This is a genomic window from Pedobacter nutrimenti (assembly GCF_003208655.1).
Classification (GTDB): domain Bacteria; phylum Bacteroidota; class Bacteroidia; order Sphingobacteriales; family Sphingobacteriaceae; genus Pedobacter; species Pedobacter nutrimenti.
This window is the reverse complement of sequence record NZ_QKLU01000005.1, coordinates 289,519-314,166: the sequence shown is the minus strand read 5'-3', so window position 1 is coordinate 314,166 and position 24,648 is coordinate 289,519. Positions and strand designations below refer to the sequence as shown.

Sequence of the window (24,648 nt, the reverse complement as noted above, 5' to 3'; positions counted from 1 at the left end):
CCGACTAAAGTTTTACCCGGGAAAGATCAGCCAGCTGGTTTTTCCCGGGCCGCTTATCGGCCAAAGGAGAAAGTAACCGGCAGGTTGTACCTGACCCTTACCGGTATCCCATGTTCTTTGCCCGGCTTCCACTTGGGACAGTTTTTTAGGATTCGAAATGCTTCCTGATCTAAGGAAGGGTAAACCGAATTGCTCACAAGCAGATCCGTAACCTGTCCGTCTTTTTCCACCACAAAACTTAACCCAACCGTTCCGCTAATTCCTTTTTCTACCGCATCAGCCGGATACCTCAATCCTTTGCCAATGTATTTGTATAAGTCTTTTAATCCGCTTTCAAATTCAGGTTTTTCTGTCTCTTGCGTGTACACATAGGTATTTCCGTCTTTAACCCGTTCCCCCTTCTGCATTTTTCCATCCTCAAAAAATTCCTTATACTGGTCATTTCCAGAAAGACTTTTCATCTTCCATTCCCCAGTCTTATATCCGTTTGCATACTGTCCTTCAACTGTAAATTCATCCTTTTCTCCTTTTTGGTAAGTTTTTATAAAATAACCATTTCCGGCCCTAACCAATACCTTTCCTGTTGAGTCTGCCCAGTATATTAATTTTGACTTTGGCGGAGGTGCCATTTCCTGACCAGAATTACTTTCGACTTGGGGGGCTGGATATTCCCGCAATTCACGCAACTGCCCATCTGGGTAATAATATGAAGCCTGTCCGGTTATTTTTCCATGCAAATAATAAACAGAATCCATTCTTTTCCCCTGTTGGTTAAAAGTCCGGTAACTTCCTTCATAGACCAGAGGGAAAATTCTGGAAATATAACCCGCGACCTTTTCTGTTCCATCCGTATAATATTCTTTCAACTTAAAATGAGTGGAACCTGGATCAGGTTCCTGGATAATCCGGATAAAATCGGCACTGTCCCTTAATGTAACCTGGCGGCCATTATTTTTAAAAAAATAAGTATTCTGCCGCTGTGCCCTCACGGTATTCATCAAAAACAGCAATAACAATAAACTGAGTGTTTTTTTCATAAGAAACTGGCTTTATCCAATACAAATGTATTTTCCTTATATCAATAAATATTTAACAAAATATAAAAAAACCGCATATCTTTTAAGGGATATGCGGTTTTTTTATATTATGGAAACCTTAAGGGACCAATGTCTCAGCTTTTTTCAGCACAGCGGCAAGTCCGTCTTTATTTTTACCGCCGGCAGTTGCATAGAAAGGTTGCCCTCCCCCTCCGCCTTGTATATCTTTGGCCAGTTCCCTGACTATATTCGATGCATTCAGGCCTTTGCCTTTCACCAGATTTTCGGAAAGCATTACTGTAATTCCAGGTTTATCTTCTATTAAAGTTGTAAAAACCAGAAACAGGTCATCGACCATATCCTTCAGGGCAAAAGCAAGGTTTTTCACCGCATCAGCGCTTGGAAGGTCCACATGCACTGCAATCAGGTTAATTCCATTAATCGTTTTCAGGTGATGCACGATTTCATGTTTCAAATTGGCCGCCTGCTCTACAATGGATTTTTCAGCTTCCTTCTTCAATCTTGAATTTTCCTCTATCAGTGCGGACACCGCAGCGTTAAGATCTTTGTTTCCTTTTAGTAGCGCACGCAATTCGCTCAGTTCCCTGTTTTGCTCCAGGATAAATGCTTCTGCTTTATCTGCTGTAATGGCTTCAATCCTTCTTACCCCCGCTGCAACCGCACTTTCAGAAATGATTTTAAAATATCCGATCTGACCGGTGGCCTGCACATGGGTACCACCACAAAGCTCCTTGGAATAATGATCATCAAAAGTGATCACCCGAACAAAATCGCCATATTTTTCTCCAAACAAAGCGGTCACTCCACTGGAAATGGCTTGTTCATAAGGCACATCCCTTTCTTCCTTAAGCGGTATATTTTCCCTTACTTTCTGGTTCACCAGGTGTTCTATTTTGGCAAGATCTTCTTCGCTGATTTTCGCAAAATGCGAAAAATCAAAACGCAAATAGTCTGGATTGACCAGTGAGCCTTTCTGATTGACGTGGTTTCCAAGTACCTTTTTCAGGGCTGCATGCAGTAAATGCGTTGCAGAATGGTTGTCTTGCGACAATAAGCGCTTATCTTCATCAATAACTGCCCACATATCTCCTTCCAGGTCCTCGGGAAGGGTATCGGTATAATGTACGGTGACCCCGTTCTCTTTTTTGGTATCGGTTACTTCTACAAAAAACAAACGGCTGTGGTCTTCAATACGGCCTGTATCACCTACCTGACCACCACTTTCTGCATAAAAAGGGGTTTTACTTAATACAATTTGGTATTGTTCTTTGCCTTTAGCACTTACTTTACGGTATTTGATGATTTTTGTGGGTACTTCAAAATCATCGTAACCCACAAATTCGGTTTCCAGATCAGGATGAACAGCTACCCAGTCACCGGTATCGATGGCCGTTGCAGCCCTGGACCTGTCCTTTTGTTTGGAAAGCTCTTTATTATAGCCAGCCATATCAATGCTCCAGCGTTTTTCCCTGGCCATCAGTTCGGTAAGGTCAATAGGAAAACCATAAGTATCCTGCAGTTCAAAGGCAAATTCCCCTGAAATCAACATCTGATCCTTTAATATGCTGTATACCCAGGCATCTTCAAAAGATTTTTCCAGCTCAATGGCGTTTTCTGCCATCAGCGCTTCTCCCTGTTTTTTAGTATAATTTTCAAAACGCTGAATGCCGGTCGCCAGGGTCCTTAAAAAGGAGACTTCTTCTTCCAGGACCACTTTCTGCACAAAATCCTGCTGCGCCTGAAGTTCATCAAACACGCCTTTGAACTGTTCGGCCAGAACTGGCACCAGCTGGTTCAAAAAAGGTTCTTTCAAATCCAAAAAAGTATAGGCATAACGCACCGCGCGGCGCAGGATCCTTCGGATTACATAACCGGCCTTGTTGTTGGATGGCAATTGTCCGTCGGCAATGACAAAAGAAATTGCACGGATGTGATCGGCCATAACCCGCATGGCGATGTCTGTCTGTTCAGCCACTCCGTAAGCAATTCCTGCTTTTTTGGAAATAAACTGGATCAGGGGCTGAAAAACATCTGTATCGTAATTGGAAGCTTTACCCTGTAAAACCCTCACCAGACGTTCAAAACCCATTCCGGTATCTACGTGTTTTGCAGGCAATTGTTGCAGTGAACCATCTTTTAAACGGTTAAACTGCATAAACACGTTGTTCCATATTTCAATGACCTGAGGGTGGTCTGCATTGACCAGTTCTTTTCCTGAAACCGCGTTTCTTTCTGCTTCTGTTCTGCAGTCTACATGAATTTCAGAGCATGGCCCGCATGGTCCGGTATCGCCCATTTCCCAAAAATTATCTTTTTTGTTGCCCAGTATAATACGGTCTTCGGGTACAAATTGCTTCCAGATTTCAAATGCTTCAGTATCCCGGGGCAAGCCCTCTTTTTCATCTCCTTCAAAAATAGAGACGTATAATTTATCCTTTGGTATTTTGTAAACTTCTGTCAGCAACTCCCAGCTCCAGGCAATGGCCTCTTTTTTGAAATAATCTCCAAAACTCCAATTCCCCAACATTTCAAACATCGTATGGTGATAGGTATCAATCCCTACTTCTTCCAGGTCATTATGTTTACCTGAAACACGAAGACAACGCTGAGTATCGGCAACCCTTTTGTATTTTACCGGGGCCTCACCTAAAAACAAATCCTTAAACTGGTTCATTCCCGCATTGGTAAACATTAGTGTAGGGTCATTCTTGACCACTATGGGTGCAGAGGGAACAATATGGTGCTGTTTAGATTCGAAAAATTTTAAATAAGCGTTTCTGATTTCTTTTGCTGTCATCCTTCTAGTTTATGATGCAACAAAATTAAAATTTTATTGCGGTATTCTACTAAAATCCCTTTACATTTGAATACTTTAAATAAATGCTATAATCATCTAATAATCAACATCAAATTATGCCGTACAAAGAAAGGGAAATCAATAAAATGTATTACACTATGGGGGAAGTGACGGAAATGTTTGGTGTAAATGCCTCTCAGATCCGCTTTTATGAAAAGGAGTTTGATGTCCTTCAGCCTAAGAAAAATAAAAAAGGAAACCGTCTTTTTACCCCGGCCGATGTAGAAAACCTGAAAATCATTTTTCATTTGGTAGATGATAAAGGCTTTACTTTAAAAGGTGCCAAAGAGCATCTGAAAAACAACAGCTCTGAAGTCAAAGAGAACCAGAAAATCATCGATTCCCTCGAAAAACTGAAAGATTTTCTCCTTAAGCTGAATGAGGAAATTTAAATTTTAACAAAATTATTTTTTTTATTGAGAAATAAAGTATTGCTTGGAGTGTACATATGCTCAAAGCAATACTTTTGTACAGGACCTATGTGGTCCTTATTTTTTTCTATGGCCTGCCGATTTTTAACCTGCAAGCCATAGCGCAGCAAGGCAAAACCCTTGCCGACATCCTGCCTGTCCAGCAGCTGGAGCACCTTGAAGAAGATGATCTGGCCGACCTGGCAGAAAGATTGGAGGCTTATAGGAAAAGGCCTCTTGATTTAAATCACTGCAGTGCAGAGGAACTAAAAAAACTGCTGCTGCTTTCTCCCTTGCAAATCGCCAACCTTTTCAGGCACCTGCAGGAAAGCGGGCCCCTATTGGCCCTGGAAGAATTGCAGTCTATCGATGCATTTGAGGCTCAAACCATTGAAAACCTGCGTCCTTTTGTTCATTTGGGCACTTACTTCGGCCGGCATCCAATCCAGCTGAAAAAAGGTTTGCAGCAGGGGTTCAGCAGTCTGAACATCCGGTACGCACAGGTTCTGGAACAACAAAAAGGCTTTAAAAACCTGAGCAACAACAGCTACCTGGGCACAGCCGAAAAGATCCTGATCAAGTACAGGTTTAATTATGATCAGCACTTTCAGCTTTCCCTACTTCTGAAAAAGGATGCCGGAGAAGAACTTTTCAAAGGAAAAAACAAATATGCTTTTGACTTTATGTCCTTTAGTATCGGCCTTTCTGATGTAGGCCGGGTCCGAAAGCTGGTTATTGGTGACTACAGTCTTCAGTTTGGACAGGGCCTTAGCCTATGGTCTGGTTTTTCTTTTGGAAAAGGCCCTGATGTAACTGCCCCTGCAAAAAAGGATACGGGCCTGGATACCTACACCTCCAGCAATGAATATTCTTTTTTCAGGGGAATTGCCTCGACAATTGAGCTCTATAAAAAACTCAGCATCAGTCCTTTTATCTCTTACCTAAAAAAAGACGCCTTATTAATAAAGGAAAAAACCGGTGAATGGGGGCAACGCAATATGATCAGTAATGGATTGCACCGGACAGTTGCAGAGCTGGAACATAAAAATACACTGGGCCAATTGGTTTACGGAACAGTATTGCAATACCAGGACCGGCAATTTAGTTTTGGCAGCATCGCTTACCATTCCAGTTATGAACACCGCTTTACCAAAGGAACTTCTCTATACAAGGCTCAGGATTTCACCGGAAAAGACCTCAATAATTTGGGGCTTTATTATAATTATGCCATAAGAAATATGTATTTCTTCGGCGAATTTGCAAAAAGTTTGCCTGGGGGATTTGCAATGCTCCATGGTCTGCTGACCAGCATCAGCCCCCGCTGGTCGGCCGTATTGGTCCAGCGTTATTACACCGCCGATTACCACAGTTATTTTAGCCGGGCTTTTGGCGAAAACCCTCAGGCCTCGAACGAAAGGGGTTGGTACATCGGGGTCAATTACAACCCCAATCTGCGCTGGTCTTATGCTGCTTATGCAGACCTTTTTTATTTTCCTTCAAGCAAATACAGGGTTAACGGGGCTTCTTCCGGTATGGAAATAATGGGCAGGGCCACCTATCAGCCCAAGAAATCAATCCGCGTACGACTCAGCATAAAAACCCGAAAAGCACAACAGAATACAGATGAAAAAGTAAAAATAAAATACCTGGAAGAGCTGAGCAAACAAAACTGCCTGGCAGAAGTTGACTGGCGCAGCAGCCGGAAATTCAGTTTCCAACACAGACTGGAATTCTGCACCTATCAGAAAGGGAGATCCGCCCGGGAGTCTGGTTTTTTACTCAGTCAGGATGTGGCCTATTCCTTCAGTTCCCCTGCCCTGGTTACAAATCTGCGCCTGGCTTATTTTCATACCGATAGTTACAACAGCCGTTTATATGCGTATGAAGATGATGTGCTGCAAAGTTCTGGTTTTGGCATGTACAATGGAAAAGGGTTGCGCTTTTACCTGAACGTCCGCTATCGTTTCTCTAAAAAAATGAGTTTTTCGGGTCGATATGCCCTGTTCTTTTATCCTGGCCAGACCAAACTGGGTTCTGCAATGGATGAAATTGAGGGGCCTAAAAAATCTGAGGTCAAATTTCAGTTCAATTATCAGTTTTAGACATGAAAAGATGGCCTGTTTTTGCATATTTACTTCTTTTGCTGACAAGCGGTCTGCTCCTTGCTGCGGCTTTTCCGGTAAGGTTGTTCCCATGGCTTTCCGGATGGTGGTTGCTACTGGGGTATAGTTTATTCCTGTTTTTAAACCTTCGTTATACGGCCCTAAAACTTTATCATTTTAAAGGGCTCGTCCTGCTGACCGGCAGTTTACTTGTTATTGTGCTGGGCGCTTACCGCTACCTGCAATGTAAACAAGACCTTCAGTCAGATTATTTTCCCAACTATAAGCCCGATTGTATTAAAGTTTGCATAAATACAGAACCACAAATTAAAAATGGAGTAACCATTTTCAAAGCTAGGGTCTTGGAAGCCTTTGGCAAGGGGCACCATTACCCCTGCAGCGGAACACTTCTTGTAGCCCTTAAATCCAACTCATCTCCTGCACTGCAATACGGGGATGAATTGCTGATCAGAGCCAAATATAAAATTGTAGGGTCACCGGCCAATCCTTTTGAATTTGATTCTAAAGCCTGGCTAGGGGGCCAGAATATTTACACCCGATGTTTTCTGCAGCCCCGAGACTGGATATTAAAAAAACGGCATCAGGGCAATCCTTTGGTTGAATTCGCCTTAAATCTTCGCCAGCAGCAAATACAGGTCTACAGGAAATTGCTTAAAAATGAGGAAGCCTTTACCATTGCCTCCACCCTGATTCTGGGCTACCGCTCCGAGTTGAGTAAAGAAACCCTCGATACTTATTCCAGAACAGGAACCATACATGTCCTGTCGGTTTCAGGGATGCATGTGGGATTGATTTATCTTGTACTGCACTGGATGTTAAAGTTTATGGACCGCCGCAAAATACTAAAGCTGTTTAAATCTTTACTGATCGTGGGCCTGATTTGGTTTTACGCCTTACTGACTGGTTTTTCTCCTTGTGTTTTAAGATCTGCCATTATGATTAGCCTTTTTATTTTATCTAAAACGCTGCAGCGCCAAAGCAATGGCCTTAATGTGCTTGCCTTTTCGGCATTTTGCCTGTTGTTTTATGATCCTTTTATATTTTTTGACATTGGTTTTCAACTTTCTTTTTTATCGGTATTTGGCCTGATGTACCTCCAGCCCCTCATCCAGGCCTGGCTTAAGAGCAGACACCTGTTACTCAGAAAGGGTTGGGCCCTTATCGCCATGTCCCTGGCTGCTCAAACCGCTACCTTTCCCTTAAGTATCTATTACTTCCACCAGTTTCCGCTATACTTTATGCTCAGCAATCTTTTCATCATGCTGCCTGCCAGCCTGTTGATGTACCTTGGCATCGTATTGCTTTTACTGCGTATGCCCTTTCTGGCCACAATTTTTGAATGGCTGATCTGCAGCAGTAACCTGGTCTTAAAATGGATTGCTGAGCTCCCTTTTTCAAGCCTATCTGGCTTATGGATCACAAAAACAGAATTGTTCCTGCTTTGTTGCGGCCTGACCCTGATGGTACTGGGCCTGGAACATTATCAGAAAAAAACACTATTTGCCGCACTGACGGTATTGATCTTTCTGGAAATTTCTGTCGCCACGGCCAAAATTGACCATTACTGTCAAAAAAAACTTGTGTTGTTTAAACTTTCAAAAAATTATGCTGCTGCTTATATCAAATCTGACAAAGCAACGTTATTTACTGATGTTGATCCTAAAGGCATTGCATTCACCTATTCCATTAAACCTTGTCTGGATCAGAACCAGGTTACAGAAATTCATTTTAAATTTCACTACCCTGATGTAAAGAAAATAAAGCATCTTTGATGACACAAAGGCTTATTATTAATTTTTTATGACACAACCACTGGTTCTTTATTCTGTAGAAGACCGCATTGCTACCATATCTTTAAACCGGCCCGAAAAACGGAATGCCTTAAATCCTGAACTGGTTGCCTTGCTTACAGAGAGATTTTTGGAGGCTGCTGGTGATGAGCAGGTAAAAGTGGTGATCCTAAAGGCCGAAGGGGAAACCTTCAGTGCTGGTGCTGATCTGGCTTATCTGCAGCAGCTGCAACAAAACACCTATGAAGAAAACCTTCAGGATTCACAAAACCTCAGAACCCTGTTCAGCACCATTTATCATTTGCCAAAAGTGGTTATTGCCCAGGTAGAAGGACATGCCATTGCAGGTGGCTGCGGGCTGGCAAATGTTTGCGATTTTGTTTTTGCTGTTCCGGAAGCTAATTTTGGTTATACTGAAGTTAAACTGGGTTTTGTACCGGCAATTGTTTCTTGTTTTTTAATCCGTAAAATCAATGAAAACCTGGCCAGACGAATTTTGCTTACTGGCGAACTGTTTAATGCCCATCAGGCTTTGGATTATGGTTTGATAAATTTTGTAACAAAGAAAGAAGACATTCATCAAAACGCAAGAAATTTTGCATTAAATTTGTGTGGCAGTGCGTCTTTAAATTCACTTGGGGTTACTAAAGAATTGTTGGGCAAAACCACAAACGCCGGATTGGAAAAAAGCCTTGACCTGGCTGTAGGGATCAATGCCAGGGTAAGGGAAAGCGAGGACTTTAAAAAAGGCATTGCCTCTTTCCTTCATAAAGAAAAAATTAATTGGTAAATAAATAAGTATATTATGTTTAAATCAATAAAAACCGGCGTATTATCGCTCATCTTAATTAGTTCTGCCATTTACGCTCATGCGCAGAAGAAAATTGATCAGGGATCAATTGTTTATGGTATTGAATATGTTCTGACCCCGGAACAAAAGGCCGCGGTGGATGTATCTACGCTCCCTAAAGAAAACAAACTGGAGTTTAATGGCAATATTTCCAAACTGGGTATGGAAATGGGACCTGCAATTCTGACCATTTATAAGGACGGACTGAACAATACAGGCCTGCTTTTAATTGATATTCCAATTGCCCAGAAACAATATGCTGCAAAAATGTCTAAGGAAGACATGGAAAAACAAACCGGAGGCATTAAATACAGTGACTTCAAAGCGACAGGTGAAAAACAAACCATTTCAGGTTACAATACAGAAAAGTTTACTTACAAAGACAACAATGGCGTCGCTTATGAACTTTGGGCGACCAAAGACATCGAATTGACCCCAGGGGCAAACAATGTTGAATTTAAAGATGTAAATGCAACACCTATTAAATTTACAGTTACCCAGGGTGGTGTTAAAACGACTTTAACCATCAAAAGTATAAAAGAACAAAAAGCTGGTCCTTTCTCTTTGGATGTTCCTTCTGGCTATGAGCAAAAAACCATGGCAGAACTGGAGGCAATGAAAGGAGGGGGCTAATATTTAATGCTAAAAAGTCTTTTATTTTTTTTGCGGCTCTATTTGTTCTGGCTGCTGTTTTTTTTTACTGACCGTCTTTTGTTTCTGGTGTTTTATCACCAGAAACTTAATGCCATAGGTTTCGGGGAAATCCTTTCGACCTTTTACAATGCCCTTCCGATAGACCTTTCCACAGCAGGTTATATCACGGCTATTCCTTTGCTGGTTTATATTTACTGGTTGTTCAGGGGAAGGTTTGAAGTCGGGATGAAATGGCTCAGTGTATATAATATTGTCCTAATTGTGCTATTTAGTCTGATCTCGGTGATCAATTTTAACATTTACCGGGAATGGGGCACCAAACTAAATGCAAAAGCAATTGGGTTTGCATTTAGTTCACCAAATGAATCCATTGCCTCCGGCGCTTCCTCTCCTGTGGCGCCAAATCTTCTGCTGCTATTTTTAATGATCGCAACAGGATTAGTCCTTCAAAGGTTCCTGGTTTCCAAAAAATTAAAATTTGTCACCTTCCCGCTTTGGGCAAAAACAGGTGTGAGCTTTCTACTGCTGTTTTTTAATTTTTTCCTGATCCGCGGAGGCTTGGGAGCAACTGTCATGAACCAAAGTTCAGCTTATTTTTCTGACAAAATCATTTTAAACCATGCTGCTGTAAATACAGAATGGAATCTATTTGCCAGTGTAGTAGCTTCATTAAGCGCCCATAAAAACAAATATCTGTTTTACGACAAAGCGCAATCGGAACAAGAAGTCGCCGATTTGTATACAAGCACCAGTGACAGTACTATAAATATACTGAACACAAAAAGGCCTAATGTGATCCTTTTCATTATGGAAAGTTTTACTGCAGACCTGACCAAAACACTGGGGAACTATGATGACGTTACGCCTCATTTCGATAGCCTGGTCAATAAGGGTGTACTTTTCAGTAAAATTTACTCTACAGGAAACCGGACGGACAAAGGCATTATCGGAACCCTTGCGGGTTTTCCAAGCCTGGCTGCAGGGAATCTTGTAAAATACACTTCTAAAATGACCAAACTGCCCGCCATCTCTCAGGAATTTAGAAAAGCAGGTTATTCGACCGCTTTTTATTATGGAGGGGAATCGGAGTTTGACAATTACAAAGCTTTTATACTCAATCATGGCTATCAGAAACTGATTGACAAAAACAAGTTTAAAACCGAAGAACTGACCTCAAAATGGGGCGCCTATGATGGGGTTGTTTTCAACAGACAACTTACTGAGTTAAAAAAAACGGCAGAACCTTTCTTCAGTACAACCATGACGCTGACCAATCATGAACCCTTTGAGGTTCCCGGCAGCTACAAATTTGGAAAAGAAGATAACATTCAGCGTTTTAAAAGCACGGCCTTCTATACAGATTCCTGTATCAATGATTTTTTGCTAAAGGCCAAATCACAACCTTGGTATAAAAACACACTGTTCATTTTTATTGCAGATCATGGTCATATCCTTCCTAAAGAAACCAATGAAGTTTATATGCCTCAGCGTTATCATATCCCGCTGTTGCTTTATGGAGAAGTGATTAAACCAGAATTCAGGGGCAAAAAATTTGATCGGATTGGCAGTCAGATAGACCTCGCCTCTACCCTGCTCGGGCAACTGCAAATGAACAGCAAACAATTTACCTGGAGTAAAAACCTTTTGAACCCAAATACGAAAGAATTTGCATTTTTCAGCTGGGACAATGGTTTGGGCTTCGTAAAACCCGGACAGACCGTAACTTTTGACAATACCGGTAAAACAGTATTGTATAACGACGATAAAAAGGATAAAAAAAAGACGGATGAAACCCTTCGGTCGGGCAAATCCTATCTTCAAAAAGTATATCAACAATTTATAGAACTTTAACATGAAACTCTTAAACATTGCTTTTAAATTCGCCTTTGGGATTTGTGTGTTCTTTATATGTACACAGGCCAAAGCGCAAGGAAAAGGTGACCTGAACTGGACCAAAGAGGGGAACTCCTATTATGAAGTATCCGGTGGAGAAATTGTATCCATTGAACTTCCAAAAAGCGAAAGGAAAACAATTGTTCCTGCAAGTATCCTTTCTTTAAAAGGCCTATACCAGGGGAACATCAAATCTTTTCAGTTCTCGGAAGATGGTAAAAAAGCGCTGATTTTTACCAACAGCAAAAAGGTGTGGCGATACAAAACCAGAGGAGACTATTATGTTGCAGATATGACCACAGGTACCCTGGTCCAGATCGGAAAGGACAAGCCTTCTTCTTCCCTGATGTTTGCCAAATTTTCACCGGACGGTTCTAAAGTCGCTTATGTAAGCCAACACAACATTTATGTGGAAGATTTGCAAGGCGGCGGCAGTAAAGCCCTGACTACTGATGGCACAGACCGGATCATTAACGGGACTTTTGACTGGGTTTATGAAGAAGAGTTCGACTGCCGGGATGGTTTCAGGTGGAGCCCGGACGGATCTTCTATCGCCTACTGGCAGCTTGATGCCCGTAAAATCAAAAACTTCCTGATGATCAACAATACCGATTCTATTTATCCTTTTGTCATTCCGGTGGAATACCCTAAAGTAGCCGAAGATCCTTCTGCCTGCAGACTGGGCATTGTTGAGGTCAATACGGCAAAAACCAGCTGGTTACCGGTTCCAGGAGATAATGTACAGCATTATATTCCAAGAATGGACTGGATTCCCGGCAGCAGTGAGGTCATTCTGCAGCAGCTGAACCGTGAACAAAACGTGAGTAAATTATTCGTGGTTAATGCGAAAACCTTAGCGGTAAACAACATTTATACTGAAACAGATAAAGCCTGGGTGGATGCAGGAGAAGCCTGGAAATGGCTGAATGGCAATAAAGAGTTTATCTGGCTGAGCGAAAAAGATGGCTGGAAGCACTATTACAGGATCAGCAAAGATGGAAAATCACAGATACTGATCAACAAAGGGAATTATGATGTTATAGAAAGCTCCCTGATCGATGAAAAGAACAACATGTTCTATTTTATGGCCTCACCTTCTAATGCGACTCAAAAATATTTGTACAAAACCAAACTGGATGGAAAAGGAAAACTGGACATGGTTACCCCATCAGTTTTGCCTGGTACACACAGCTACGATATTTCACCAAGTGGCACCTATGCTTTCCATGTTTACCAAAATGCCAATTTAAGGCCAATCTCAGAATGGATGAACCTGAGTACAGGAAATCCATTGACCATGCAGGGCAGCATTACCAACCAGTTGGGCAAAAGCCATCCTCCTAAAAACAAAGTTGAATTTTTCAAGATAAAGACAGACGAAGGCATTGAGCTCGATGGCTGGATGAAAAAACCTGACAATTTTGATCAGACCAAAAAGTATCCTGTTGTTTTTTATGTGTATGGCGAACCCGCCACTCAAACCGTAACAGATACTTATGGGGCCGGCCGTAACTTTTTATATGCAGGAGATATGGCACAGGATGGTTATATCTATATTTCCCTGGAAAACAGGGGCGCTCCTGCACCCAAAGGAAGAGAATGGCGCAAAAGCATTTTTCAAAATATAGGCAGATTGAACATTAAGGACCAGGCTATGGCAGCAAAAAAAATATTGGAATGGTCATTTGTAGATAAAGACCGCGTGGCGGTATGGGGATGGAGCGGAGGTGGCTCTTCTACCCTAAACCTTATGTTTCAATATCCTGAAATTTATAAAACGGGTATTGCCATTGCTGCCGTTGCCAATCAACTGACCTACGACAATGTCTATCAGGAAAGGTACATGGGTTCTCCTTTAAAAACAAAAGAAGCCTATGTATTGGGTTCTCCAATAACTTATGCAAAGAACCTCAGGGGAAATCTGTTGTATATCCATGGCACCGGAGATGACAATGTTCATTACCAAAACGCAGAAATGCTGATCAACGAGCTTGTTAAAAACAGAAAAGTATTTCAGCTGATGTCTTATCCTAACCGAACCCATAGCATTAATGAGGGGGAAGGAACCAGTGAACATCTTGCTTTAACCTATACCAAATTTCTTCAACAGAATTGTCCTGCGGGAGGTAGATAATAAAAAAGGCAGCCCTGGTGGCTGCCTTTTTTATTAAACATGCATGGGGACTTCCATAAGCAACAACTCTGTACCCGGCTTTGCTTTAATTGTAAAATTTTCTGCATCCCAAATTCCGTATCCATCCCTGTCCTGCAATTCCTGTCCATTGATGGTTACCTCCCCTTTTAATACAAAAGCATAAACACCGTTTTCTTTCATTTTGATCTTATATTCCAGCTCGGTCTGCTGGTCGAACTTTCCAAGATGAAACCAGGCATCCTGATGGATCCATACACCAGCATCCGAAGGATTCGGAGATAGGATTTGTACCAGTTCGTTCGTTTTATCCCGATTTTCTATAACGATCTGATCGTATCTAGGCTCTACATTTTGTTCATTGGGAATGACCCAGATTTGCAGAAATTTAACAGCGCTTTTTGGGTCTTTATTAAACTCTTTATGATAAATACCTGTCCCTGCACTCATCACCTGGATTTCACCAGGTTTAATCACAGCCACATTCCCCATACTGTCTTCATGCTGAAGTTCACCTTCAAGGGCTATAGATATGATCTCCATGTTGTTGTGGGGATGTTCTCCAAATCCCATTCCCCCCTCTACATAATCATCATTTAAGACCCTTAATGCACCAAACTGCATTCTTTCGGGATTAAAATAATTCGAAAAACTAAAAGTATGATAACTTTTTAACCAACCGTGATCGGCTTTGCCACGGGTTCCGGCTTTGTGCAAAATTGTTTGTGCCATATCTTTTTTAAATTATATACACAAAGATACCAGGGCCCATTGGTATTCACATTGACATAGGATAAGAAGCAAGCACTCACATAAAGAAAATAAATTTTATAATAAATAAAAAAAATATTTTTATATTTAAAATTCAATTGATCCCCGTCATTGTAAAACCAGCAAATTTTTATTTAAATCAAACATATGGGGAAGTTTCAATTAGACAGCACAGACATATTTATTCTTAATTTACTACAATATGATGGTCAAAAGGTACAAAAAGAACTCGCAGGCCTTTTGAATATATCTGAAAGTTCAATTAATCAGCGTATAAAAAAACTCAAAAACGCAAATTACATCAAGTCAACGGTAGCCATTTTAAATCATGAAAAAATTAAACCTTGCATTGCATTTATTGAGATTACTTTAAAAAGCAATACCGCCCAGAACCTGCAGGATTTTAAAGAAACCATAAAAAACTATGTGGAAGTGCGCTTTTGCTATCACCTCACGGGCTCGGTAGACTTTTTATTAAAAGTGTTGACAAAGGACCTCTATACACACCATGAGTTTATTCAAAAGAAAATAAGAAAAATACCTTATATCGAAAAAATGAATGCCATGCTTATGCTTTCAGAAGATAAAAATGAAACAGCCCTTCCCTTAAACTTATTAATGGGGCTTTTTATGCTGATCAACAGCAGTATCTTTATGGACTAAGCTGTCCTTTCTGCCGGAATCTGCAGGTGTTTTCTCTTTAACCGGCTCAGGGGCACGCAGTCGTATTTTTGTATGGTCGCAGCTTTGAAGTGTAATGAACAATGCCAGAGCAGGTAACATCTTTTTCATAGATGGTTTATTTGTGAAATTCAAAATCCATGGCAAAGCTACTAAGTAAAATCCGAATAAACACCTTCCTTAAATAATTTTAAACATCTGTATATCAGAAAAATAAAACTGACTACAAAACTAATATTGTCAATTAAATATATTATTCAGCTGGATCATAAAATTCATAGATCAAGCTTGTCGCGTTTAAAAATCCACCTGCTGCAACAGAAGTTCTACCACTGTACGGTCAGTTTTAAAGGTTACATCCTCGGGCTTTAAATCTTTGAGTTTTATCCATCGGAAGGACTGTGTGCTGTTTTCAGCAAAATCAAAAACATCCGTTTTAAATGCCATCTCCAATGGGTCCAACGCTTTAACAAAATAATAAATACTTAAAATCTGGCTGTCGTTAAAAGAAGACTGTTCATAAAAATCGGTGGTATAAAAATGTTCCAACACTTCAATTCCGGCATTACATTCTTCCATAAACTCCCGTTTCAATGCATCTCTCAAGCCCTCACCAAGTTCAAGTCCACCTCCTGGAAATTTACTGAAACTTTTTTTTTCGGAATATTCATCGCTAATGAGCAGTCCTTTATCCGGATCAATCAATAAACCATATACCCTTACATTAAAATAACTCATTGGTCAAAATGCTTTTTATTTTTGGTTGCGTTTTCTATTGTCCATTTGATCTCTCCACTAAAATTTTGCTCACGGACCGGGCAGTCTTTTACTTTACAATAATGACAGCATTCCGGCAAACAAGGATCTGCGTGGATAAACAATTCTGTTGTCCGCCCGGCATGGCCATTGATCAAATGGTCAATCGCTGAAATTTCTTTATGCACATGGTTCAGGTCCAGATAATAAGGAAAGGTAAAATGACAATCGATGTGAATATCGGCCCCATATTGCTGTGCCCTTAAATTATGTACATCTATCCAGCCATCTTCCCTATTGTTCTGTAATACTTCAACAATATTTTTAACCAGGTCCACATTACTTTCATCCATCAGTCCCCCAACAGATTTCCGGGTAAGCTTGTAGCCATTGTACACGATAAAAATGCCCAGGAGAATGGAAATCACACCATCGAGCCAATAAATGGCTGTCAATTTGATTAAAATAACCCCCAGGACCAATCCACCACTGGTTACCGCATCGACCATTAAATGTTTACCATCGGCTTCCAGGGTTAATGAATTATGTTTTTTACCTGTATTGATCAGAAAATAACCGGCAAGAAGATTGACGACACCGGTTGCCCCGATAATCAGAGCCCCTTCAAAAAGTTGTTTAATAGGTGTGGGATAAATCAGGTCATGACTTGCTTTAAAAATAATAATGATACCGGCGATCCCAATAAGTACACCTTCTACAAATGCAGAAAAAAACTCTACTTTTCCATGCCCGTAAGGATGGTTCTCATCCTTGGGTAAAGTGGCCAGGTAAATGCTGTAAAAAGCAAAGGTGCTGGCCATCACATTTACAATGCTCTCGGCCGCATCCGTCAGTATGGCATTGGAATTGGTGATAAAATAAGCCGCAAATTTTGCCAGCATTAAAATTACACTAACACATAATGCGATCAGAATGGCCTTTTTTTTCGGGTGCAAGGTGTTTAAATTAGCTTATAAAAATACACTTTAACAAAGTAAATACACGAAAAAGTATTTTTTTTAGACTAAAATTCCCTTAGGTTTATATATTTGCTATCTCACAGAATTATATTTTGCTTTCGCACAAATCATTATGACATTTTTATCCAAGAGAATCAACAACCTCTCAGAATCACAGACCATCAAAATGGCCAAACTCGGCAGGGAATTAGCTGCAAAAGGGATTGATGTAATCAACCTGAGCTTTGGTGAACCAGACTTTTTTACCCCCGAGCACGTTAAAGAAGCTGCAAAGACAGCTATTGACGAAAACTATTCTTACTATACCCCGGTTTCCGGCTATCCGGAACTACGAAAGGCAATTGCAGAGAAGTTATCCAGGGAAAACGGTTTGTCTTATGGTTTTGATCAGATTGTGGTCTCTACTGGTGCCAAACAATCCCTGGCCAATGCGGTCATGTGCCTGGTAGACCCAGGAGATGAAGTCATTGTCCCAACACCATACTGGGTATCTTACTCTGAAATGATCAAGCTTGCAGAAGGTAAAACTGTTTTTATCGATGCAACCGTTGAACAGAATTTTAAAATTACCCCTGCACAGCTGGAAGCCGCTATTACGCCAAAAACAAAACTATTTATGTTTTCTTCCCCATGCAACCCAACGGGCTCTGTCTACAGTCGGGAAGAAATGGCAGCTCTGGCAGCTGTTTTTGAAAAACATCCGAACATTTTCATCTTATCGGATGAGATCTATGAACACATCAACTTTGTTGGTAAACATACTTCTATTGCCTCCTTTGATGCCATTAAAGATCGCGTAGTAGTGATCAATGGCTTTTCTAAATCTTATGCCATGACCGGCTGGAGGGTTGGATACATTGCTGCAAATAAAGAAATTGCCAATGCCTGTGATAAAATGCAGGGACAGATTACTTCTGGAACCTGTTCAATAGCACAAAGAGCAGCCTTAAAGGCCTACCAGGATGGCCTGGATACGGTACATGAAATGGTTGCCGAGTTTAAAAAACGCAGGGATGTGGTTTATGACCTTCTCAAGGCCATTCCAGGCATCAAAGTAAACCTTCCTGATGGTGCTTTCTATTTCTTCCCGGAAGTCAAAAGCTATTTTGGAAAAAGCACTACTGAAGGGCAAGTGATCAGCAATGCAGAAGAACTTTGCCTTTATTTATTGAATGAAGCTCATGTTTCTACCGTTACAGGCGAGGCCTTTGGCAATGACGACTGCATCAGGATCTCCTATGCAGCTGCAGAAGATAAACTAAGGGATGCTGTTTCCAGAATTGCGGCAGCATTGGCCAAATTAAAATAAACCATTCTTATTTTCAATAAAAAAGCCTGTTTTAATAATTAAAACAGGCTTTTTTATTGAAAATTCCCTTTAGGAACGTATGGCTTCAACCGGGTCGAGTTTAGAGGCAGAGTAAGCAGGCCAAAAACCTGAAATAGCTCCTATAAGTGCTGAAATTGTAATTCCGGTAAGGATATTTTTAAGGTCAAGAACAATCTTAACATCTACCAGATAGGTAAATACAAGGGTAATCATGTATACTAAAAACAAGCCCAATGCTCCTCCAAGCAAACATAAAGCAATTGCTTCAAACATAAACTGCAACAGGATAAAATAATTTTTTGCCCCAAGGGATTTCTGTATTCCAATAATATTAGTTCTCTCTTTCACAGAGACAAACATAATGTTGGCGATTCCAAAGCCACCTACCAGAATGGAAAAACCACCAATCACCCAACCTGCTATATTGACCATTTTAAACATCACGTCCAACTGATTGGAAAGAATAGTTGCTTTATTTAAAGAAAAATCATCTTCAGCCCCTGGTTTCAGACGGTGTATAGAACGCATCACTCCCCTCAATTCACTTTCTACTTCTTCCTGGCCTACATTTTCCTTACCCCTTACGGTAATTTGAGGTCCATACCTTTCATTTTCAACATCAAATAAACTTTTAGCGAGGTTAATCGGAATGAGAATATTTTTATCCTGGGACACCCCAAGCATGTCTTCTCCTTCTTTTTTAAAGACCCCCACTACAGTTAAACGGCGTCCCATCGTTTTAATCTGTTTGCCAACCGCAGATTCTCCCCCAAAAAGTCCCTCGGCAATATCTGCCCCAAGAATAACAACCGGTGAACCGGACTGTCCCTCTCCTTCCGTAAAATAACGTCCTTCCTGAAAGTCAAAATTCCAGGTTTTATTGTAATCCTGGGAACCGGCATTTAAGTTGACATTTTCAACAGAATTACTCCTGTATTTAACAATTCTTCCTCCGGATGAGGCCTCAAAAGCAATACCTTCGATATTTTCAAGACGATCTTTTAAAGCCATGAAATCTTTCATACTCGGTTGAGGCCTGTTTACATATTTCCACCAGGGATAATTGTCACCAAAGATCCAGGGCCATTTCTGAACGAACAACGTATTTGAGCCCAGTTTATCAACACTTTCCTGAAGCTTGTTGCGCAAAGTATCGACTGCCGAAAAAACAGAAATAATGGTAAAAATACCAATTGTAATGCCCAGCAGGGAGAGCATGGTCCTGAGTTTGTTTTGACGCAGGGCATCTGCAGCAAACCAGAAACTTTCACCTATAAGTCTAAAGATCATCATCATTTAGCATTTAGACCAAAACTACCTGAAAAGGTTACAGCTTATTTTGGTATATTAAGAAATACCTTAAAGAATTTGCCTCAAGATAAGAATTGTTTATAAATCATCGACCTATATAAGTATTATTTATAAATTAGGAAATTTATTTTGTAAATTTGCGCCCTTAATTATTACATCGAAAAATATGAAGTTATCTCAATTTAAGTTTAATTTACCTGAATCATTAGTTGCCAATAATCCTTCAGAACAAAGGGACGAAGCCCGTTTAATGGTTTTGCATAAGGATAGTGGCAAAATTGAACATAAAATATTTAAAGATGTTTTAAATTATTTTGATGATCATGATGTCATGATCCTGAACAATACAAAAGTTTTTCCTGCGCGTTTATACGGAAATAAAGAAAAAACCGGTGCAACTATCGAAGTGTTTTTATTAAGAGAACTCAACAAGGAACTTCGTTTATGGGATGTACTGGTAGATCCGGCCCGTAAAATCCGTGTTGGAAATAAATTATACTTTGGTGATGACGACCTTTTGGTTGCAGAAGTTGTGGACAATACGACTTCAAGGGGTCGTACCATCCGTTTCCTGTTTGACGGAACCGATGAAGAATTTAGAAAAAACATCGAAATTCTGGGCGAAACCCCACTGCCTAAATATATTAAACGTAAGGCGACTGCCCAGGATAAAGAGCGTTATCAAACGATTTTCGCAAAACATGAAGGCGCTGTTGCTGCACCTACTGCAGGTTTACATTTCAGCAGGGAACTGATGAAAAGACTGGAACTCAAAGGTGTTAATTTTGCTGAAGTTACTTTACATGTTGGTTTAGGTACATTCAGATCTGTTGAAGTAGAGGATCTGACCAAACATAAAATGGATTCTGAGCAATTTATCATTGAGCAAAAGGATGCAGACATTGTCAATAAGGCATTGGAGGAAAAAAGAAAAATATGTGCAGTAGGTACCACCTCTATGCGTGCAATTGAATCGGCTGTTTCTTCAGGCAGAACCTTAAAGGCCGCCAATGACTGGACAAGTAAGTTTATCTTTCCTCCTTATGATTTTAGTATTGCCAATTCCATGATTACCAATTTCCATACACCGGAATCAACTTTACTGATGATGGTAAGCGCTTTTGGTGGTTATGATTATGTAAGAAATGCTTATGAAGTCGCTTTAAAAGAGAAATATCGTTTCTACAGCTATGGTGATGCGATGCTGATCATCTAATTTGGCATTTAGTAAATTTTAATTAAATAGGAGATTCAGGCATCAGGCTTTAATCTCCTATTTTTGTATAAGCACCAGCTTAAGCTATTCCATAAACGAACAAAAGGCAAAGGATGAAATACTACGCAATAATTGTAGCCGGTGGCTCCGGAAACAGAATGAAAGCAGCGCTTGCAAAACAGTTTCTTTTGCTGCAGGACCTGCCCATATTAATGCATACCCTGCGTGCTTTTCATCATTGCAGCCTGCAGCCCGAAATTTTACTGGTATTAAATATACACCAGCATCAATATTGGGAAGATTTATGTGTAAAGTATCATTTTGACGTTCCTCATCAAATTATTAAAGGTGGTGAACAGCGCTTTCACTCTGTAAAAAATGGATTAAAGAACATTAAGGGTAAAGGCATAATTGCCGTTCACGATGCAGTCAGACCAATGGTGTCCCCGGCTTTAATTGAAGCTGCTTTCCATGCTGCGGAAGAAAATGGAAATGCCATAGCCGCCATCCATCCAACAGACTCCATACGCATTCAGACAACAGGAACTCATAATGAGGCCCTAAACAGGGACCAGGTATTCCTGATACAAACTCCTCAGGCCTTTCATTCCGATCAATTGAAAAATGCCTATAAATTACCTTACCGGAATGAATATACGGATGATGCCTCCGTTGTCGAGCGGGCTGGTTATCCAATTCATCTCATTGAGGGTGAACGCGAAAACATTAAGATAACCTATCCTCTGGACCTTGAAATTATCTCTTTATTAATGCATAAAAAAAGCTCCTGAAATTCAGGAGCTTTTTTTATGCTAAGCGGCCCGGTTAATGACCTTAAGGATAATTGCGATAACCGCAATAACCAATAAAATGTGAATCAAACCTCCCACGTCTCCAAAGCCGTGGAAAAAAAAGCCGATCACCCATAAGATGACCAATACAACTGCAACTAAATAAAGTAAGTTTCCCATAGTTTTAATTTTTGGTATTTATTTCAGTAGATTCTGGCATATGTTTAACAATTGCCAGTATTAGCTAAACAATCTTCGTTCCAAAAATAAAAAAGGCCCCGGTTCGCGGAGCCTGTAATGGGATTACTTAATATTCATCTTCATTAAAGAAGAAGTCATCCTTAGTTGGATAATCAGGCCATATCTCTTCAATAGTTTCATAAGGCTCACCATCATCTTCCAATGCTTGTAAATTTTCTATAACCTCTACAGGGGCACCAGATCTTATACCGTAATCAATTAATTCGTCTTTTGTTGCAGGCCATGGAGCGTCTTCCAAATGCGATGCGAGTTCTAATGTCCAATACATATCTTATACTATTAGTTATTCTATTTTATTTCCGCAAAAGTATATTAAAAAACTTGATGAAAACAAACTTTTTTTTCCACTTTTTTACATGCGCGGTATCCAGATGTTTTCTTCTGTTTTTGCATCCAGATTTAGTTTTCTTGCCAAAACAAATAAATAATCACTTAATCTATTCAAATAAATGGTCATTTTTTCGTCAACAAAACTTTCGGCAGCCAAATGAACGGTCAACCTTTCTGCACGACGGCAAATACATCTTGCAATATGGCAATACGAAACAACCGTGTTCCCTCCGGGCAATACAAAATGTTTTAAGGCCGGCAGAATTTCATTCATCTGATCCATTTCCTTTTCCAGCAGCTCGATGTCATCATCATGAAGATCAGGGATTTTCATTTTAGATTTTTCCGGATCAGCTGCCAATGATGCACCTACTGTGAACAGCCTGTCTTGTATCTCTTTCAATACCTGCTGGTGGTGCGTTTCAATAGATTGACACATGATTAAACCGATATAGGAATTCAGCTCGTCTACTGTACCATAACATTCAATACGAAGATGGTATTTTGGTACACGGGTACCTCCAATAAGAGAAGTTTGCCCTTTATCACCTGTTTTTGTATAAATTTTCATGCTGGTTTAACCTATGGTTTCAAAGTCGTCTCCTTTTTCATTCAGCACAGTGAGTCTGGGAGAAACCATTTTGATGTCTGTATTTTTGTAGTCATTTTCGATCAGTCCGTCACGCATACGCACAATACGGTGTGCGTGCTGTGCGATATCTTCTTCATGGGTCACCAGAATAATGGTATTGCCTTTACTATGGATTTCTTCCAGCAGCCCCATAATTTCTATAGAGGTTTTTGTATCCAGGTTACCTGTTGGCTCATCTGCCAGTATAATGGATGGATTGTTAATCAATGCCCTGGCCACCGCAACTCTTTGTCGCTGCCCCCCCGAAAGTTCATTGGGTTTATGCGTTACACGATTTCCCAGGCCAACGTTTTCCAGAGCCTGTTGTGCCCGTTTATCTCTTTCACTTTTACTTGCTCCGGCATAAATCAGTGGTAAAGCTACATTATCCAGGGAAGTCGATCTGGGAAGCAGGTTAAAGGTTTGAAAAACGAAACCAATCTCTTTGTTCCGGACTTCTGCCAGGTCATTATCGGTCATATGACTGACATTTGTACCATTCAAAAAATAATCCCCTTTACTTGGGGTATCCAAACACCCCAGAATATTCATTAAGGTCGATTTTCCCGACCCGGAAGGTCCCATAAGCGCCACAAATTCACCTTTATGAATATCCAGCGAAACTGACTTTAAAGCATGGATAACTTCTGTTCCAATAACGTATTTACGGCCTATATCTTTAATGTGGATTAATGGTTTTTCCATAGCTTTTCTTTGTTAGACAATCATCGGTATCTTTATGTTACAGGCCTTTTATTTTTCTATGATCTTAGGTACCATGAAAAACGACTCATTATGTTTTGCCGAATTCATTAGGCCTTCAGATACATTAAGGTCTGATTGAACAACATCTTCACGCCAGACATTCTGGTCGGGATTCATATAAACCAATGGTTTTACCTCATCGGTATCCAGTTCATTGAGTTTCTCCATAAAGGTAAGGATCTTACTCATTTCGTTCACCAGTCCCCCAATCTCTTCTTCCTTAACCTCTATTCTTGCTAAATCGGCTACTTTATATATGGTTTTCCTATCAATATTCATTTATATATGCATTTTACTGTTTATCATTTCAAAAACTTTCATTTTTAGCAGTTCGGTATCCTTTGCTCCAAAATTTTCGGTAGGAATTGCTTTATGGATGTAAATATCGCAAATCCCGGGACTACTTCCATATTTAGCACCATCGTCCCACATTTTCTTCCATACGTTACACATGGTTACCGGAACCAGTGGTGTTTTTTTCTCTATTGCAAGACGAAAGGGACCATTTTTAAAAGGAAGAAGCTTTGGCGGATAATGTTCCTCATCAATTTTCCCTTCAGGAAAAATAACCAGACTCATTCCTTTTTCCAGGTCCTCACCAGCCCTTTTAAAAGCCCTGAATGCAGATCTGTTGTTTTCCCTGTTTACCGGGATATCTATGGTACTGAAAAAGACCCTAAACATCGGATTACTTAGTAATTCCTCTTTTCCCATAAAATGAAACTTTCCACTGGCCAGCACACAAAAAATCATGATATCAAGATTGGAACTGTGATTGGCACAGTAAATATAAGTTTGCTCGCTGTTTAATTTTTCTTCATAAGTTAAACGGAAAAATATTCCTGTAAAAAAACTGCAAAGCAAGCTATTGAACTTCCTCAGCTTGTTCAGGGTCTTATATCCTTCGGGCTTTCTCGAAAAAATGTAATAGAAAGGATACAACAGCAGGAAGAAAAAGACAATGACAAAGACAGTATAAATCCGGTGAATTTTTTTTAAGCCCTTAATCATCAATTTCAAAAATAGTAAAAAACGGGA

At 40.3% G+C, this 24,648-nt stretch carries 23 protein-coding genes; 11 read left to right on the top strand and 12 right to left on the bottom strand.

The window, feature by feature from the left end:
* Positions 1–53 precede the first annotated feature (53 nt).
* On the bottom strand, positions 54–1,037 hold the full coding sequence (locus tag B0O44_RS16250) for an energy transducer TonB (protein ID WP_110832780.1): 984 nt from the start codon (positions 1,035–1,037) through the stop codon (positions 54–56).
* Positions 1,038–1,155: 118 nt separating this feature from the next.
* Entirely contained in the window at positions 1,156–3,855 is a 2,700-nt protein-coding gene (alaS, locus tag B0O44_RS16245; RefSeq protein WP_110832777.1) for an alanine--tRNA ligase, read from the bottom strand.
* 116 nt (positions 3,856–3,971) lie between these two features.
* Here alaS and B0O44_RS16240 point away from each other — a divergent pair, with 116 nt between their 5' ends.
* Genes B0O44_RS16240 through B0O44_RS16210 form a run of 7 tightly spaced genes read left to right on the top strand, consistent with a single transcriptional unit; the run spans position 3,972 to position 13,769 of the window.
* Positions 3,972–4,307, top strand: a complete 336-nt coding sequence (locus B0O44_RS16240) for a MerR family transcriptional regulator (protein ID WP_110832775.1) — start codon at positions 3,972–3,974, stop codon at positions 4,305–4,307.
* Between the two features lie 56 nt (positions 4,308–4,363).
* Complete coding sequence (locus B0O44_RS16235) at positions 4,364–6,427, top strand: helix-hairpin-helix domain-containing protein (RefSeq protein WP_110832774.1); 2,064 nt, start codon at positions 4,364–4,366, stop codon at positions 6,425–6,427.
* 2 nt (positions 6,428–6,429) lie between these two features.
* Positions 6,430–8,220 (top strand): ComEC/Rec2 family competence protein, encoded by a 1,791-nt coding sequence (locus tag B0O44_RS16230; RefSeq protein ID WP_110832772.1) that lies wholly within the window; start codon positions 6,430–6,432, stop codon positions 8,218–8,220.
* A 28-nt stretch (positions 8,221–8,248) separates the two neighbouring features.
* On the top strand, positions 8,249–9,028 hold the full coding sequence (locus B0O44_RS16225; RefSeq protein ID WP_110832770.1) for an enoyl-CoA hydratase/isomerase family protein: 780 nt from the start codon (positions 8,249–8,251) through the stop codon (positions 9,026–9,028).
* 15 nt (positions 9,029–9,043) lie between these two features.
* Positions 9,044–9,721 carry a DUF4412 domain-containing protein gene (locus B0O44_RS16220; protein WP_110832768.1) on the top strand — a complete coding sequence of 226 codons (678 nt, stop codon included), beginning with the start codon at positions 9,044–9,046 and terminating at the stop codon, positions 9,719–9,721.
* A 6-nt stretch (positions 9,722–9,727) separates the two neighbouring features.
* Positions 9,728–11,593 (top strand): LTA synthase family protein, encoded by a 1,866-nt coding sequence (locus B0O44_RS16215; RefSeq protein WP_110832767.1) that lies wholly within the window; start codon positions 9,728–9,730, stop codon positions 11,591–11,593.
* Position 11,594: 1 nt separating this feature from the next.
* Positions 11,595–13,769, top strand: a complete 2,175-nt coding sequence (locus B0O44_RS16210) for a S9 family peptidase (RefSeq protein WP_110832765.1) — start codon at positions 11,595–11,597, stop codon at positions 13,767–13,769.
* Between the two features lie 33 nt (positions 13,770–13,802).
* Here the strand turns inward: B0O44_RS16210 and B0O44_RS16205 are convergent, their stop codons facing one another.
* Positions 13,803–14,519, bottom strand: a complete 717-nt coding sequence (locus B0O44_RS16205; RefSeq protein WP_110832763.1) for a pirin family protein — start codon at positions 14,517–14,519, stop codon at positions 13,803–13,805.
* 186 nt (positions 14,520–14,705) lie between these two features.
* On the opposite strand from B0O44_RS16205, the gene B0O44_RS16200 reads away from it, so the two are divergent.
* The gene (locus tag B0O44_RS16200) at positions 14,706–15,221 is read left to right on the top strand and encodes an Lrp/AsnC family transcriptional regulator (RefSeq protein WP_110832760.1); all 516 of its coding nucleotides are present in this window, start codon (positions 14,706–14,708) and stop codon (positions 15,219–15,221) included.
* Positions 15,222–15,536: 315 nt separating this feature from the next.
* Here B0O44_RS16200 and B0O44_RS16195 read toward each other — a convergent pair whose 3' ends face one another.
* A complete protein-coding gene (locus B0O44_RS16195; RefSeq protein ID WP_110832758.1) occupies positions 15,537–15,977 on the bottom strand; it encodes an NUDIX domain-containing protein in 441 nt (146 codons plus the stop codon).
* Positions 15,974–16,951 carry a cation diffusion facilitator family transporter gene (locus B0O44_RS16190; protein WP_110832756.1) on the bottom strand — a complete coding sequence of 326 codons (978 nt, stop codon included), beginning with the start codon at positions 16,949–16,951 and terminating at the stop codon, positions 15,974–15,976. Before B0O44_RS16190 ends, B0O44_RS16195 begins: the two co-directional genes overlap by 4 nt.
* 136 nt (positions 16,952–17,087) lie before the next feature.
* On the opposite strand from B0O44_RS16190, the gene B0O44_RS16185 reads away from it, so the two are divergent.
* Entirely contained in the window at positions 17,088–18,284 is a 1,197-nt protein-coding gene (locus B0O44_RS16185) for a pyridoxal phosphate-dependent aminotransferase (protein ID WP_211321396.1), read from the top strand.
* A gap of 69 nt (positions 18,285–18,353) precedes the next feature.
* Here the strand turns inward: B0O44_RS16185 and B0O44_RS16180 are convergent, their stop codons facing one another.
* Positions 18,354–19,598 carry an ABC transporter permease gene (locus B0O44_RS16180; protein WP_211321398.1) on the bottom strand — a complete coding sequence of 415 codons (1,245 nt, stop codon included), beginning with the start codon at positions 19,596–19,598 and terminating at the stop codon, positions 18,354–18,356.
* Between the two features lie 184 nt (positions 19,599–19,782).
* On the opposite strand from B0O44_RS16180, the gene queA reads away from it, so the two are divergent.
* Positions 19,783–20,832 (top strand): tRNA preQ1(34) S-adenosylmethionine ribosyltransferase-isomerase QueA, encoded by a 1,050-nt coding sequence (gene queA, locus B0O44_RS16175; protein ID WP_110832752.1) that lies wholly within the window; start codon positions 19,783–19,785, stop codon positions 20,830–20,832.
* A 113-nt stretch (positions 20,833–20,945) separates the two neighbouring features.
* Complete coding sequence (locus tag B0O44_RS16170) at positions 20,946–21,623, top strand: 2-C-methyl-D-erythritol 4-phosphate cytidylyltransferase (RefSeq protein WP_110832750.1); 678 nt, start codon at positions 20,946–20,948, stop codon at positions 21,621–21,623.
* A gap of 21 nt (positions 21,624–21,644) precedes the next feature.
* On the opposite strand, the gene B0O44_RS16165 is transcribed toward B0O44_RS16170, so the two are convergent.
* The 6 genes from B0O44_RS16165 to B0O44_RS16140 form a co-directional block, all read right to left on the bottom strand.
* The gene (locus B0O44_RS16165; RefSeq protein ID WP_110832748.1) at positions 21,645–21,803 is read right to left on the bottom strand and encodes a lmo0937 family membrane protein; all 159 of its coding nucleotides are present in this window, start codon (positions 21,801–21,803) and stop codon (positions 21,645–21,647) included.
* Positions 21,804–21,930: 127 nt separating this feature from the next.
* A complete protein-coding gene (locus B0O44_RS16160) occupies positions 21,931–22,152 on the bottom strand; it encodes a DUF2795 domain-containing protein (RefSeq protein ID WP_008240955.1) in 222 nt (73 codons plus the stop codon).
* Positions 22,153–22,236: 84 nt separating this feature from the next.
* Complete coding sequence (locus B0O44_RS16155; protein ID WP_110832746.1) at positions 22,237–22,785, bottom strand: cob(I)yrinic acid a,c-diamide adenosyltransferase; 549 nt, start codon at positions 22,783–22,785, stop codon at positions 22,237–22,239.
* 6 nt (positions 22,786–22,791) lie between these two features.
* Positions 22,792–23,550 (bottom strand): ABC transporter ATP-binding protein, encoded by a 759-nt coding sequence (locus B0O44_RS16150; RefSeq protein WP_110832743.1) that lies wholly within the window; start codon positions 23,548–23,550, stop codon positions 22,792–22,794.
* Positions 23,551–23,598: 48 nt separating this feature from the next.
* A complete protein-coding gene (gene gatC, locus B0O44_RS16145; RefSeq protein WP_110832741.1) occupies positions 23,599–23,889 on the bottom strand; it encodes an Asp-tRNA(Asn)/Glu-tRNA(Gln) amidotransferase subunit GatC in 291 nt (96 codons plus the stop codon).
* Entirely contained in the window at positions 23,890–24,621 is a 732-nt protein-coding gene (locus B0O44_RS16140; protein ID WP_110832738.1) for a lysophospholipid acyltransferase family protein, read from the bottom strand.
* Between the last annotated feature and the right edge of the window lie 27 nt (positions 24,622–24,648).

What these genes read in the sequence shown, in the direction of transcription:
- B0O44_RS16180 (WP_211321398.1), bottom strand. Translation starts at nt 19,598, where the DNA reads ATGATGATCTTTAGACTTATAGGTGAAAGTTTCTGGTTTGCTGCAGAT.
- B0O44_RS16155 (WP_110832746.1), bottom strand. Translation starts at nt 22,785, where the DNA reads ATGAAAATTTATACAAAAACAGGTGATAAAGGGCAAACTTCTCTTATT.
- B0O44_RS16235 (WP_110832774.1), top strand. Translation starts at nt 4,364, where the DNA reads ATGCTCAAAGCAATACTTTTGTACAGGACCTATGTGGTCCTTATTTTT.
- B0O44_RS16160 (WP_008240955.1), bottom strand. Translation starts at nt 22,152, where the DNA reads ATGTATTGGACATTAGAACTCGCATCGCATTTGGAAGACGCTCCATGG.
- B0O44_RS16140 (WP_110832738.1), bottom strand. Translation starts at nt 24,621, where the DNA reads ATGATTAAGGGCTTAAAAAAAATTCACCGGATTTATACTGTCTTTGTC.
- B0O44_RS16210 (WP_110832765.1), top strand. Translation starts at nt 11,595, where the DNA reads ATGAAACTCTTAAACATTGCTTTTAAATTCGCCTTTGGGATTTGTGTG.
- gatC (WP_110832741.1), bottom strand. Translation starts at nt 23,889, where the DNA reads ATGAATATTGATAGGAAAACCATATATAAAGTAGCCGATTTAGCAAGA.
- B0O44_RS16185 (WP_211321396.1), top strand. Translation starts at nt 17,088, where the DNA reads ATGACATTTTTATCCAAGAGAATCAACAACCTCTCAGAATCACAGACC.
- B0O44_RS16165 (WP_110832748.1), bottom strand. Translation starts at nt 21,803, where the DNA reads ATGGGAAACTTACTTTATTTAGTTGCAGTTGTATTGGTCATCTTATGG.
- B0O44_RS16200 (WP_110832760.1), top strand. Translation starts at nt 14,706, where the DNA reads ATGGGGAAGTTTCAATTAGACAGCACAGACATATTTATTCTTAATTTA.
- B0O44_RS16170 (WP_110832750.1), top strand. Translation starts at nt 20,946, where the DNA reads ATGAAATACTACGCAATAATTGTAGCCGGTGGCTCCGGAAACAGAATG.
- B0O44_RS16240 (WP_110832775.1), top strand. Translation starts at nt 3,972, where the DNA reads ATGCCGTACAAAGAAAGGGAAATCAATAAAATGTATTACACTATGGGG.
- B0O44_RS16220 (WP_110832768.1), top strand. Translation starts at nt 9,044, where the DNA reads ATGTTTAAATCAATAAAAACCGGCGTATTATCGCTCATCTTAATTAGT.
- B0O44_RS16195 (WP_110832758.1), bottom strand. Translation starts at nt 15,977, where the DNA reads ATGAGTTATTTTAATGTAAGGGTATATGGTTTATTGATTGATCCGGAT.
- alaS (WP_110832777.1), bottom strand. Translation starts at nt 3,855, where the DNA reads ATGACAGCAAAAGAAATCAGAAACGCTTATTTAAAATTTTTCGAATCT.
- B0O44_RS16215 (WP_110832767.1), top strand. Translation starts at nt 9,728, where the DNA reads ATGCTAAAAAGTCTTTTATTTTTTTTGCGGCTCTATTTGTTCTGGCTG.
- B0O44_RS16230 (WP_110832772.1), top strand. Translation starts at nt 6,430, where the DNA reads ATGAAAAGATGGCCTGTTTTTGCATATTTACTTCTTTTGCTGACAAGC.
- B0O44_RS16205 (WP_110832763.1), bottom strand. Translation starts at nt 14,519, where the DNA reads ATGGCACAAACAATTTTGCACAAAGCCGGAACCCGTGGCAAAGCCGAT.
- B0O44_RS16150 (WP_110832743.1), bottom strand. Translation starts at nt 23,550, where the DNA reads ATGGAAAAACCATTAATCCACATTAAAGATATAGGCCGTAAATACGTT.
- B0O44_RS16250 (WP_110832780.1), bottom strand. Translation starts at nt 1,037, where the DNA reads ATGAAAAAAACACTCAGTTTATTGTTATTGCTGTTTTTGATGAATACC.
- queA (WP_110832752.1), top strand. Translation starts at nt 19,783, where the DNA reads ATGAAGTTATCTCAATTTAAGTTTAATTTACCTGAATCATTAGTTGCC.
- B0O44_RS16225 (WP_110832770.1), top strand. Translation starts at nt 8,249, where the DNA reads ATGACACAACCACTGGTTCTTTATTCTGTAGAAGACCGCATTGCTACC.